Source organism: Lacisediminimonas sp., assembly GCF_030645335.1.
Lineage (GTDB): Bacteria > Pseudomonadota > Gammaproteobacteria > Burkholderiales > Burkholderiaceae_D > Lacisediminimonas.
The window spans coordinates 17411-29505 of sequence record NZ_JAUSNH010000241.1 but is presented as its reverse complement, the minus strand read 5'-3'; the positions used below and the strand labels follow the sequence as shown (position 1 = coordinate 29505).

The following is a 12095-nucleotide window of genomic DNA, read 5'->3' as shown; positions in this document are numbered from 1 at the left end:
TCTCCCCGTCAGGGCAAAGACGCGCGGCGATCAGAAATTCAGCGCCCGCTTGTCCACGGCAAGTGCGGCTTCCTTGGTCGCCTCCGACAGGGACGGATGGGCGTGGCAAATCCGGGCAATGTCTTCAGCAGAAGCGCGGAACTCCATCGCCACGACGGCCTCCGAAATCAGCTCTGACGCCATCGGTCCGATGATGTGGACGCCCAGTATCTCGTCGGTGCTGGCGTCGGCCAGTATCTTGACCATTCCGGAGGTGTCGCCGAGCGCGCGGGCGCGGCCATTGGCCAAAAACGGAAACGACCCCGCCTTGTAAGCGACGCCATCCGCCTTGAGCTGCTGTTCGGTCCGTCCTACCCAGGCGATTTCCGGCGACGTATATATGACCCAGGGAATTGTATTGAAGTTCACATGCCCGTGTTGCCCGGCAATGCGTTCAGCCACAGCCACACCTTCTTCCTCCGCCTTGTGCGCAAGCATCGGTCCGCGCACCACATCGCCCACCGCCCATACATTCGGCAGGCTGCTGCGGCACTCGGCGTCGACGGCGACAAAGCCGCGCTCGTCGAGCTTCAGGCCGACTGCATCGCCATTCAACCCGTTGGTGTTGGGTACACGGCCGATCGACACGATCAGCTTGTCGAATTGCGCCTTCTGGGCGACGCCCTTGTCGTCAGTGTATTCAACGCTGACTTGCTCTGCGTTGTTGACGATGGCGCCGATCTTGACGCCAAGATGAATGGCCAGGCCTTGCTTGGTGAACAGCTTGTGCGCTTCCTTGGCAATCTGCTCGTCGACTGCGCCGAGGAAGGACGGCAGCGCTTCCAGCACGGTCACCTGCGAGCCGAGCCGGCGCCATACGCTGCCCATTTCAAGACCGATCACACCGGCCCCGATCACGCCCAGGCGGGCCGGAACCGCGCCGATTGCCAGTGCGCCGATATTCGACAGAACAGTCTTTTCATCGAAGTCCGCGCCCGGCAATGCGCGCGGGCTGGAGCCGGTGGCGATGATCACATGCCTGGCCACCAGCGTTTCGCCGGCCGCGCCGCCGATCGGCTCCACATTGACTTCATAGGCCCCGCCATCGGCTTTGACGAATGAACCGCGGCCGTGGAAAAAGCTGACCTTGTTTTTCTTGAACAGATACAGGATGCCATCGTTGTTCTGTTTGACCACCGCATCCTTGCGGGCAATCATTTTCCCGAGATTGAGCGACATGCCCTTGATCTCGATGCCGTGATCGGCGAAAGCGTGGCCGGCGTGTTCGTAATTCTCCGACGACTGCAGCAAGGCCTTGGACGGAATGCAGCCGACATTGGTACAGGTGCCGCCTGGTGCGGGGCCGCCCTTTGCATTCTTCCAGTCATCGATACAGGCAGTCGAGAGACCGAGCTGCGCAGCGCGAATGGCGGCGATGTAGCCACCCGGGCCACCACCGATGACGACGACGTCAAAATTCTTGGACATGATGTTTTCCTTGTTCGATTCCGATGGGTCCGCGGCCGGCGCCGCCGATATCCGTCGACCTGCCGCATGACGCACGCGCACAGCATTGCCGTGCGCGTACCAGACAAGCGGCTATCCGGTTAAAGGTCCAGCAGCAGGCGCGCCGGATCTTCCAGCGCTTCCTTCATCGCCACCAGGCCCAGCACTGCTTCGCGGCCGTCGATGATGCGATGGTCGTAGGACAGCGCCAGGTAATTCATCGGACGGATCACGATCTCGCCGTTTTCAACTACGGCGCGGTCCTTGGTGGCATGCACGCCCAGGATCGCCGACTGCGGCGGATTGATGATCGGCGTCGACAGCATCGAGCCGAACACACCGCCGTTGGAAATCGAGAAGGTACCGCCAGTCAGGTCTTCCAGCGTCAGCTTGCCGTCCTTGGCCTTGTTGCCGAATTCGCCGATCTTTTTCTCGATGTCGGCAATCGACATCTGGTCGCAGTCGCGCAGGATCGGCACCACCAGTCCACGCGGCGATCCGACCGCAATACCGATATCGAAATAGCCGTGGTAGACGATGTCATTGCCATCGACCGATGCATTCATGACCGGATATTTCTTGAGCGCGGCAACCGCTGCCTTGACGAAGAAGGACATGAAGCCAAGCTTGACGCCATGCTCCTTCTCGAACTTGTCCTTGTACTTGTTGCGCAAATCCATGACCGGCTTCATGTTCACTTCATTGAACGTGGTCAGGATCGCATTGGTTGCTTGCGACTGCAGCAGGCGCTCGGCGATACGGGCGCGCAGGCGGCTCATGGGCACCCGCTCTTCCGGGCGGTTGCCCAGCGAAACCGCTGAGGTGGCGACCGACGGCAAGGCCTGGCGTGCCGGCGCGGCGGCAGCTGCGGCCGGCGCTGGTGCAGCCTTGGCTTGCACGGCGCCGATCACGTCGCCCTTGGTGACGCGGCCGTCGCGGCCGGTGCCGGCAACCTGGCCCACCGACATGCTGTTCTCGGACAGCATCTTGGCGGCAGCCGGCATGGCGATCCCGGCGCCTGTGGCGACGGCAGCCGCTGCGGCAGCCGCCGGTGCCGCAGCAGCGGGTGCAGCGGGTGCAGCCGGTGCGGCGGCGGCGGCCGGCGCAACCGCGCCAGCCGTCGCTTCGGTATCGATGCGCGCGATGATCTCGCCGGCGACCACCAGGCTGCCGTCGGCTTTCAGGATTTCGGTAATGACGCCGCTGTCGGGTGCGGGCAGTTCCAGCACAACCTTGTCAGTTTCGATATCGATCAGGTTTTCGTCGCGGGTAACTCCGGCACCGACTTTTTTGTGCCATTGCAGCAGGGTCGCCTCGGCGACGGATTCCGACAACTGTGGAACTTTCACATCAAGAATTGCCATGTAACTCTCCGATTCGGGTTGTTGTTGCGGGGCGCCGGCTTCCAGCGCGCCGCCATTTTTTTACTTGGTCAGGACGAAGCCCTTGAGCTTGGAAAAGGCCGCATCGAGCAGTGCTTTCTGCTGCGCGTAGTGCTTGTCGTAATAGCCAACCGCCGGCGATGCGCTGGCCGGACGGCCGGCATAGGCCAGCTTCTGTCCGTCTTCCAGGCTTTCGAAGATGTTGTGCTGGATCTGGAACCAGGGGCCCTGGTTCTGCGGCTCGTCCTGCGCCCAGACCAGTTCGTTGAAGTTCGGGAATTTCTTCAGCTCGGCCATGAACGCCTTGTGCGGGAACGGATACAACTGCTCCACACGCAAGATCGCCACATCGCTTGCACCGCGATCCTTGCGCGTGCCGACCAGGTCGAAATACACCTTGCCGGAACACGCGATCACGCGCTTGACCTTCTTCGGATCGATCTTCTCGTCCACTTCGCCGATCACCGTCTGGAAGCTGCCCTTGGACAGTTCTGTCAGCGAGGAGCCGGCCTCCTTGTTGCGCAACAGCGACTTCGGCGTAAAGATGATCAGCGGCTTGCGGAACAGGCGGATCATCTGGCGACGCAGCAGATGGAATATCTGGGCCGCCGTGGTCGGCTGGATCACCTGCATGTTGTTGTCTGCGCACAGTTGCAGGAAGCGCTCGATGCGGGCGGACGAGTGCTCCGGGCCCTGGCCCTCATAGCCGTGCGGCAGCATCATCACCAGGCCCGATGCGCGGCCCCACTTCACTTCGCCGGAACTGATGAACTGGTCGATCACGACCTGCGCGCCATTGGCGAAATCGCCGAACTGCGCTTCCCAGACGGTCAGTGTGTTCGGCTCGGCGGTGGAGTAGCCATATTCAAAACCGAGCACCGCCTCTTCCGACAGCACGGAGTCGATCACGGTAAAGGGCGCTTGCTGTTCCGAAATGTTTTGCAGCGGCACGTAGCTGCCCTGGTCCCAGCGTTCACGGTTCTGGTCATGCAGCACAGCATGGCGGTGCACGAAAGTCCCGCGGCCGGCATCCTGCCCGGTCAGGCGGATCGCATAGCCCGACGACAGCAACGAGGCCAAAGCCAGGTGCTCGCCCATGCCCCAGTCGAGGTTCAGCTCGCCGCGCCCCATAGCGGCGCGATCGGCCAGCACCTTGTCCACCAGCGAGTGCGGCTTGAAGCCTTCCGGTACGGTGGTGATGCGGGCGGCCAGGCGCTTGAGCTCGGCCATGGGCACGGCCGTGTCCGCCGCATCGGTCCACTTGCGGTTCAGGAACGGCATCCAGTCGACCGCGTATTTGCTCTTGAAATTCGAAATCACCGGATCGACGGTATGGCGGCCGGCATCCATCGCATCACGATAGGCCTTGACCATGTCGTCGCCACCGCCCTCGGCAATCGCGCCCTGCACCACCAGCTTGTCGGCATACAGCTTGCGCGTGCCCGGGTGCTTGGCGATTTTCTTGTACATCAGCGGCTGCGTCAGCGCCGGCGTGTCCTGTTCGTTGTGACCCAGTTTGCGGAAGCAGACGATATCGACAACGATGTCCTTCTTGAATTCGAGGCGGTAGTCGAGCGCAATCTGGGAGGCCAGCACCACCGCTTCCGGATCGTCGCCGTTCACGTGCAGCACCGGTGCCTCGATCATCTTGACCACGTCCGAGCAATACAAGGTCGAACGCGAGTCGCGTGGATCGGAAGTGGTGAAGCCGATCTGGTTGTTGATCACGATGTGCACCGTGCCGCCGGTGAAGTAACCGCGGGTCTGCGCCAGGTTCAGGGTTTCCATGACCACGCCCTGCCCGGCAAAGGCCGCGTCGCCGTGCACCAGCACCGGCAATACTTGCGAGCCGTCCTTGTCGCCGCGCCGTTCCATCCGCGCCTTGACCGAGCCCTCGACCACCGGGTTGACGATTTCCAGGTGCGACGGATTGAATGCCAGCGACAGGTGGACCGGGCCGCCAGGCGTGGTGATGTCGGAGGAAAATCCCTGGTGGTACTTGACGTCGCCGGCCGGCAGGTCGTCGCCGTGACGTCCTTCGAATTCGGCAAACAGTTCCTGCGGCATCTTGCCCAGGGTATTGACCAGCACGTTCAAGCGGCCGCGATGGGCCATGCCGATCACGATTTCCTGCACGCCACGCTCGCCGGCGCGCTGAATTGTCTCGTCCAGCGAAGCGATGAAACTCTCGCCGCCTTCCAGCGAGAAGCGCTTCTGGCCGACATATTTCGTATGGAGGTAACGCTCCAGGCCTTCGGCGGCAGTCAGGCGCTCAAGGATGTGTTTCTTTTTCTCGGCGCTGAACTTCGGTGTGGTGCGGCTCGACTCCAGGCGCTCCAGCAACCAGCGCTTCTGGGTCGGGTCCGTGACGTACATGAACTCGGCGCCAATGCTGCGGCAATAGGTGTCGCGCAAGGCGTTGAGCAGATCACGCAGGGTCGCGGTTTCTGCGCCGAAGTAGGTATTGCTGATGTTGAACACGATGTCCATGTCGGCATCGGTAAACCCGTAAAAGCTGGGTTCCAGTTCGGGGAGCGGCGGACGTTCCTGGCGCTGCAGCGGGTCAAGGTTGGCCCAGCGGTTGCCCAGGAAGCGATGGGCGCCGATCAGTTGCGTGACGGCGACCCGCTTGCGGCCCATTTCGACATCGGCCGATGCGGTGACGGTACGGATTGGCCCTTGTTTGGCGCGCTCCGCGAAGGACGCGACCACTGGCGCATGGGCGACATCGGGACGGTCGCTGCCATCGACAGCCGGTACATGCTGCATGGCGTCGAAATAAGCGCGCCAGTTATCAGGTACGGAGCCGGGATTGTTGAGGTAAGCCTCGTACAGTTCTTCGACGTACGGTGCGTTGCCACCAAACAAATAGGAATTGGCGAATTCGTCTTGCATCATATTGCTCACCTTTCTTCGCGTTTCGCGAGATTAGCGGGTTCATTGACCTTCCGCGACACGGCCTGACCGGTTGGCGGATTGCATATCAAGTTGTGGGGAAGGGCTGGATTTTGGTCGTGCAAAAGTGCTTTTTAACTGGCGCAAAGGATACCACAAGCGCCATTCTGCAATTCGACAACTTTCCCGGCTTTTGTTGCTGTGCGTCACACGCATTGCCTGCGTTCCAGGCACTGGCCTGTCCGGATCGCGATGTGTTCCCATAGTCAGGATCCGCCGCCCGCTGTGCCGGTCCTACATGCAAAAAAAAGCGGCTGCCAGGCAGCCGCTCGTTTCAGGTCAAACCGGCTCAGCCGCGCTTTTTCATCGGCGGCACATCGCGCTGGGTCGGTCCGACATACAACTGGCGTGGACGGCCGATCTTCTGCTCAGGATCAGAAATCATTTCATTCCACTGCGCGATCCAGCCAACGGTGCGCGCCATCGCGAAAATACCGGTGAACAAGGAGACCGGGATGCCCAGCGCAGACTGCACGATGCCGGAGTAGAAATCAACGTTCGGGTACAGCTTGCGGCTGACGAAATACTCGTCTTCCAGCGCAACCTTCTCCAGCGCCATCGCCAGCTTGAACAGCGGGTCGTTTTGCAGGCCCAGTTCGTTGAGCACCTCGTGGCAGGTTTCGCGCATCAGTTTGGCGCGCGGATCGTAGTTCTTGTAGACCCGATGTCCGAAACCCATCAGCTTGACGCCGGAATTCTTGTCCTTTACCTGCTTGACGAAGTCGCCGATCTTGTCGACCGAGCCGATCTCGCGCAGCATGTTCAACGCCGCCTCGTTGGCGCCGCCGTGTGCCGGGCCCCACAGGCAGGCGATGCCGGCGGCGATACAGGCAAACGGGTTGGCGCCGGAGGAACCGGCCAGGCGGACGGTCGAAGTCGATGCATTCTGCTCGTGATCCGCATGCAGGATCAGGATGCGGTCCAATGCGCGCACCAGCACGTCGTTCACCTTGTAGGGCGAGCACGGCGTGGAGAACATCATGCGCATGAAGTTGGCGCTGTAGGACAGGTCGTTCTGCGGATAGACGAAGGGCTGGCCCACCGAATACTTGTACGCCATCGCAACCAGCGTCGGCATCTTGGCGATCAGGCGAATCGCCGATACGTCGCGGTGGTGCGGGTCGTTGATGTCGAGCGAGTCGTGATAGAACGAAGCCAGCGCGCCGACCGTGCCCACCAGCACCGACATCGGATGGGCGTCACGGCGAAAACCGCGGAAGAAAAATTGCATCTGCTCGTGCACCATCGTGTGATTGGTGACGGTGCCGACGAACTTGTCTTTCTGCCCCTGGTTCGGCAATTCACCATTGAGCAACAGGTAACAGGTTTCCAGGAAGTCGCAATTCACTGCCAACTGCTCGATCGGATACCCGCGATAGAGCAATTCGCCCTTGTCGCCGTCGATATACGTGATCGAGGAATTACAGGCCGCCGTCGACATGAAACCGGGATCGTAGGTGAACTTGTTGGTAGCGCCATACAGTTTGCGGATGTCCAGCACGTCGGGACCGATGGTTCCCTTGTAGACCGGAAATTCCACCTGGGGGGAGCCGTCGGAGAACGACAGTGTGGCTTTGGCGTCAGCGTTGTTCATGGAAGTTCCTTATTTCTTATATATAGGCGGCAATACAAATACAGCAACTGTTACTTGGATCAGGCAATCATCCACGCTGGATCACGCAATCACTGAAACCCGATCCCCATCAGTGCGGCGGAATGAAGCCAGCCGGACGACTTGCGATCGTATCTTCATGCGGCCCGCAAGCGGACCAGCAACTCGTGCACCTGCGGCAGGTCAACCTCCGCCTGTGGCTCTTTCTGTGCCAGCAACAGCCCCATCAGGTCATTGTCGGATAATTCCAGCAGGCGCGTGAGCGCGTCCACTTCCTGATCGGTCAGCTCGGTTTCATGGGCATCGAGGAAGCGCGTCAGGATCAGGTCGTTTTCCAGCAAACCGCGACGGCTGCGCCAGCGCAGTCGGGCGCGGCGGGCGGAATCGGATTGATGGGACTGCGACATGATCTGCGACCGGAAAAAGCGCCAGCCATACGGCTGGCGCCTGGTGATGATTTAAACAGCGCGGCGAACCAGTAGTTCCATGATCTTGCCGATGGCACGATTGGGGTTCAGCCCTTTCGGACAGACATCGACGCAGTTCATGATCGAATGGCAGCGGAACAGCCGGTAAGGATCTTCCAGGTTGTCCAGCCGCTCGGCGGTGGCTTCGTCACGGCTGTCGGCGATGAACCGGTAAGCCTGCAACAGGCCGGCCGGCCCGACGAATTTGTCCGGATTCCACCAGAACGACGGGCAGGCAGTCGAACAGCAGGCACACAGGATGCATTCGTACAGGCCATCGAGCTCCTCCCGCGCGGCCGGCGTCTGCAGGCGCTCTTTCTCGGGCGGAATCGAATCATTGATCAGGAACGGCTTGATCGAGTGATATTGCTTGAAGAAGTTGGTCATGTCCACGATCAGGTCGCGGATCACCGGCAGCCCGGGCAAGGGCCGCAGGACGATCGGCTCGCTCAACTCGTTCAGGTTGGTGGTGCATGCCAGGCCGTTCTTGCCGTTGATGTTCATCGCGTCCGAGCCGCACACGCCTTCGCGGCAGGAACGGCGCAGCGCCAGCGAATCGTCCACGTCCGACTTGATGCGCTGCAGGGCATCCAGCAACATCTTGTCGGTGTCTTGCAGCGTCACCGTCAGGTCTTGCATGTACGGTTTGGCATCCTTGTCCGGATCGTAGCGGTAAATCTGGAATTTCAACGTGCGTGCCATGTTCGAATCTCTTAGAAGGTGCGGGCTTTGGGCGTGAAGGTTTCAACCGACAAGGGCTTGGTGATGACTGGCTTGTAATCCAGGCGATTGCCCTCCGAGTACCACAGCGAGTGTTTCATCCAGTTTTCGTCGTCGCGCTTTTCGAAATCGCGGTGCGCATGCGCGCCACGCGATTCGCGGCGGGCTGCGGCGGACACGATGGTCGACTTGGCGGTCTCGATCAGGTTGTCGAGCTCCAGCGCTTCCACCCGGGCCGTGTTGAATACCTTGGACTTGTCCTTGAACGACACATTCTTGCGCCGTTCGTCGAGTTCCATGATCGCCTTGACGCCGCCGTCGAGCAGTTCCTGGGTGCGGAACACGCCGCAGTAATACTGCATCGCCTGGCGAATGTCGTTGGCCACATCCTGCACGCGCTCCGAACCGGTGCTGTTCTCCAGCCGGTCCAGGCGGGATAGCGCCAGGTCGGCTGCATCTGACGGCAAGGGCTTGTGGCTGCGCGACTTCAGGTTGCTGGCGACCAGATGGTTGCCGGCGGCGCGGCCGAAAACCAGCAAGTCGAGCAGCGAGTTGGTGCCCAGGCGGTTGGCGCCATGCACCGATACACAGGCGCACTCGCCGATGGCGTACATGCCATTGACGATTTCATTGGGGTTGCCATTCTTCGGCGCGACCACCTGGCCGTAGATATTGGTCGGTATGCCACCCATCTGGTAGTGGATCGTCGGCACGACCGGAATTGGTTCACGGGTCGCGTCGACATTGGCGAACTTGTGGCCAATTTCGAGGATGGACGGCAAGCGCTTCTTGATGGTGTCGGCGCCGATGTGACGCAGGTCGAGCAGCACGTAATCCTTGTTCGGACCACAGCCGCGGCCTTCCTTGATTTCCTGGTCCATCGAGCGCGACACGAAGTCGCGCGGCGCCAGGTCCTTCAGCGTCGGGGCGTAACGCTCCATGAAGCGTTCGCCGTTGCTGTTGACCAGGATGCCGCCTTCACCACGCACGCCTTCCGTGATCAGCACGCCGGCGCCAGCCACACCGGTCGGGTGGAACTGCCAGAATTCCATGTCTTCCAGCGGCAGGCCGGCGCGTGCGGCCATGCCCATGCCGTCGCCGGTGTTGATGAACGCATTGGTCGAGGCAGCCCAGATACGGCCGGCGCCGCCAGTGGCAAAGACGGTGGTCTTGGCTTCCAGCATCATCACGTCGCCGGTTTCCATTTCCAGCGCAACCACGCCGATTACATCGCCGTCAAGGTCGCGGATCAGGTCAATGGCCATCCACTCGACCAGGAAATGGGTACGTGCGCGCACATTGCGCTGGTACAGCGTGTGCAGCATCGCGTGTCCGGTGCGGTCGGCAGCGGCGCAGGCGCGCTGCACCGGCTTCTCGCCGAAATTCGCGGTGTGCCCGCCAAATGGCCGCTGGTAAATCGTGCCGTCGGGGTTGCGGTCGAACGGCATGCCGAAATGCTCAAGCTCGTAGACGACTTTCGGCGCCTCGCGACACATGAATTCGATGGCGTCCTGGTCGCCCAGGTAATCGCCGCCCTTGACCGTGTCGAACATGTGCCAGTACCAGCTGTCCTCGGTCATGTTGCCAAGCGAGGCGCCAATGCCGCCCTGTGCCGCCACGGTATGGGAACGGGTCGGGAACACCTTGGACAGTACCGCGACATTCAGGCCGGCCTCGGCCAGTTGCAGCGAGGCGCGCATGCCCGAGCCGCCAGCACCGACGATGACAGCGTCGAAACGACGCACGGGAATATTCTTCTTGATTGCTGCCACGATTAGAGTTTCCAGAGAATTTGTGCCGCCCAGCCGGCACATCCGACCAGCCACGCAATCGTGGCCACCTGAAGAAATAGCCGCAACGCGACCGGCTTGACGTAGTCCATCCAGATATTACGGACGCCGACCCAGGCGTGATAGAACATCGACGCCAGCGCGACGAACGTGAAAATCTTGAACCACTGACGTGCGAACAGGCCGGCCCAGGAGTCGTAACCGATGTCGCCACTGGTCATGAAGGCGACCAGCAACACCAGCGTGTAGGCAGCCATCAGGATCGCCGTGGCGCGCTGCGCCAGCCAGTCGGCCGTGCCGTAATGAGCGCCGACGACGAGCCGGCGCGGACCTATTTTTTCAGGGATGTGCGCCATTCAAAATGCTCCAAACAGTTTCAGTGCGACCAGCGTGGTCAATAAAAGGCTGATGACCAGCGTCACCACGGCAGTCTTGCGGGTGGCTTCCTTGGTCAGTCCGACATGGGCGTCCTGGAACAGGTGGCGGATACCGGCACAGAAATGATGCAGGTAGGCCCATGCCAGCGCCAGCACCACCAGCCGGGCGAACCAGTGCGACAGCACGCCTTTGAAATGGTCAAAGGAAATCTCGGAGGTAAGGCTTTTTTCGAGCAGATAGAGCACGAAGGGAAGCAGCAGGAAGATCAGCAAACCGCTGATTCGATGCAGGATCGAGACCATTGCCGAAAGCGGCATCCGATAACGGACGATCTGTGACACACCGATATTCCTGAACTGAGGACGATCCTTGTTAACTGCTGACATGCTTTGCCTCTCGAAATCGAAACCTTGCAATTTTCGCTTATTTTTGTGCACCACACCAATACTTATTCATCCGGCACAAAAATTCGCACGTTCTTCCATTGGGCAATCCGGCTACCTAGCCCAATTCATTCTGATAGTGATGACGCCCGGTCAGGTACAGCCCGCGCCGGACCTCGACCGGCTTGTCGCCGTAGGTATAAGACACGCGCTCCACCGACAATAATGGCGTGCCGGAGGCGACGCCAAGCAGCGCCGCTGCTGCATCGTCGGCGCTGACCGCACGTATGCGCTCCGTTGCGCGGATCATGCGGGTGCCGAACTCGGTCTCGAACAGGCCGTACATCGGCCCCTTGTATTCGACCAGGCGCTCCGTGGTGAGGCCCTTGAACAGGGCGCCCGGAAGCCAGAGCTCGTCGACAATGATCGGCTCGCCGTCGAAAGACTGCACGCGCTTGATGAAAATGACGGCGTCGCCGCCGCGCAAATCGAGCAGGCGGGCCACCTCGACCGGCGCGCGCAGGCGCTTGACTTCAATGATGCGGTTTTCAGCCGGATGCGGCTCACCGGCGTCCGGCATCAGCCGCAGGAAGCGGAACTGGGCCCGAGCTTCGTGATGGGTGGCGACAAAAGTGCCCTTGCCCTGGCGCCGCACCACCAGGTTTTCGGCAGACAGTTCGTCGATTGCCTTGCGCACCGTGCCCTGGCTGACCTTGTACCGTGCGGCGAGCTCGACCTCGCTGGGAATGAGTTCGCCGGGCTTCCATTCGCCAGCTTGCAGGCTTTGCGTGATCAGCACCTTGATCTGCTGGTACAAGGGGCTGAAGGTGGCCGCGCTGCCGGCGACAGGAAGCTTGCTGACAGATGCTGCAGTGGAAGGGTTCGTCAGATGCGAAGGGGCGGCGCTCATGATTGACATTTCA

10 protein-coding genes are annotated in these 12095 nt (G+C 60.9%); all 10 read right to left on the bottom strand.

The features are described from left to right. Positions 1-30: 30 nt before the first annotated feature. The 10 genes from lpdA to Q7T64_RS16375 all read right to left on the bottom strand — a co-directional run bounded on the left by lpdA (position 31) and on the right by Q7T64_RS16375 (position 12082). Entirely contained in the window at positions 31-1467 is a 1437-nt protein-coding gene (gene lpdA / locus Q7T64_RS16420; RefSeq protein WP_304797913.1) for a dihydrolipoyl dehydrogenase, read from the bottom strand. Between the two features lie 119 nt (positions 1468-1586). After that, on the bottom strand, positions 1587-2849 hold the full coding sequence (gene odhB / locus Q7T64_RS16415; RefSeq protein WP_304797911.1) for a 2-oxoglutarate dehydrogenase complex dihydrolipoyllysine-residue succinyltransferase: 1263 nt from the start codon (positions 2847-2849) through the stop codon (positions 1587-1589). 60 nt (positions 2850-2909) lie between these two features. Next, positions 2910-5765, bottom strand: coding sequence for a 2-oxoglutarate dehydrogenase E1 component (locus Q7T64_RS16410; protein WP_304797908.1), 2856 nt, complete (start codon positions 5763-5765; stop codon positions 2910-2912). 346 nt (positions 5766-6111) lie between these two features. Further along, positions 6112-7416: a citrate synthase gene (gene gltA / locus Q7T64_RS16405; RefSeq protein WP_304797904.1), complete on the bottom strand. Its 1305-nt coding sequence runs from the start codon at positions 7414-7416 to the stop codon at positions 6112-6114. A 155-nt stretch (positions 7417-7571) separates the two neighbouring features. Next, positions 7572-7841, bottom strand: a complete 270-nt coding sequence (locus tag Q7T64_RS16400; RefSeq protein WP_304797902.1) for a succinate dehydrogenase assembly factor 2 — start codon at positions 7839-7841, stop codon at positions 7572-7574. Positions 7842-7892: 51 nt separating this feature from the next. Beyond that, positions 7893-8603 carry a succinate dehydrogenase iron-sulfur subunit gene (locus Q7T64_RS16395; RefSeq protein WP_304797900.1) on the bottom strand — a complete coding sequence of 237 codons (711 nt, stop codon included), beginning with the start codon at positions 8601-8603 and terminating at the stop codon, positions 7893-7895. Positions 8604-8614: 11 nt separating this feature from the next. Next, positions 8615-10393 carry a succinate dehydrogenase flavoprotein subunit gene (gene sdhA / locus Q7T64_RS16390; protein WP_304797898.1) on the bottom strand — a complete coding sequence of 593 codons (1779 nt, stop codon included), beginning with the start codon at positions 10391-10393 and terminating at the stop codon, positions 8615-8617. Between the two features lie 2 nt (positions 10394-10395). Next, complete coding sequence (sdhD, locus tag Q7T64_RS16385; RefSeq protein ID WP_304797896.1) at positions 10396-10767, bottom strand: succinate dehydrogenase, hydrophobic membrane anchor protein; 372 nt, start codon at positions 10765-10767, stop codon at positions 10396-10398. Then, positions 10768-11175, bottom strand: a complete 408-nt coding sequence (sdhC, locus tag Q7T64_RS16380; protein WP_304797894.1) for a succinate dehydrogenase, cytochrome b556 subunit — start codon at positions 11173-11175, stop codon at positions 10768-10770. A gap of 115 nt (positions 11176-11290) precedes the next feature. Further along, positions 11291-12082 (bottom strand): GntR family transcriptional regulator, encoded by a 792-nt coding sequence (locus Q7T64_RS16375; protein WP_304797892.1) that lies wholly within the window; start codon positions 12080-12082, stop codon positions 11291-11293. Between the last annotated feature and the right edge of the window lie 13 nt (positions 12083-12095).

Bases quoted from the DNA above. Each gene is read 5' to 3' on its own strand.
- lpdA (WP_304797913.1), bottom strand. From the start codon at position 1,467: ATGTCCAAGAATTTTGACGTCGTCGTCATCGGTGGTGGCCCGGGTGGC.
- odhB (WP_304797911.1), bottom strand. From the start codon at position 2,849: ATGGCAATTCTTGATGTGAAAGTTCCACAGTTGTCGGAATCCGTCGCC.
- Q7T64_RS16410 (WP_304797908.1), bottom strand. From the start codon at position 5,765: ATGATGCAAGACGAATTCGCCAATTCCTATTTGTTTGGTGGCAACGCA.
- gltA (WP_304797904.1), bottom strand. From the start codon at position 7,416: ATGAACAACGCTGACGCCAAAGCCACACTGTCGTTCTCCGACGGCTCC.
- Q7T64_RS16400 (WP_304797902.1), bottom strand. From the start codon at position 7,841: ATGTCGCAGTCCCATCAATCCGATTCCGCCCGCCGCGCCCGACTGCGC.
- Q7T64_RS16395 (WP_304797900.1), bottom strand. From the start codon at position 8,603: ATGGCACGCACGTTGAAATTCCAGATTTACCGCTACGATCCGGACAAG.
- sdhD (WP_304797896.1), bottom strand. From the start codon at position 10,767: ATGGCGCACATCCCTGAAAAAATAGGTCCGCGCCGGCTCGTCGTCGGC.
- sdhC (WP_304797894.1), bottom strand. From the start codon at position 11,175: ATGTCAGCAGTTAACAAGGATCGTCCTCAGTTCAGGAATATCGGTGTG.
- Q7T64_RS16375 (WP_304797892.1), bottom strand. From the start codon at position 12,082: ATGAGCGCCGCCCCTTCGCATCTGACGAACCCTTCCACTGCAGCATCT.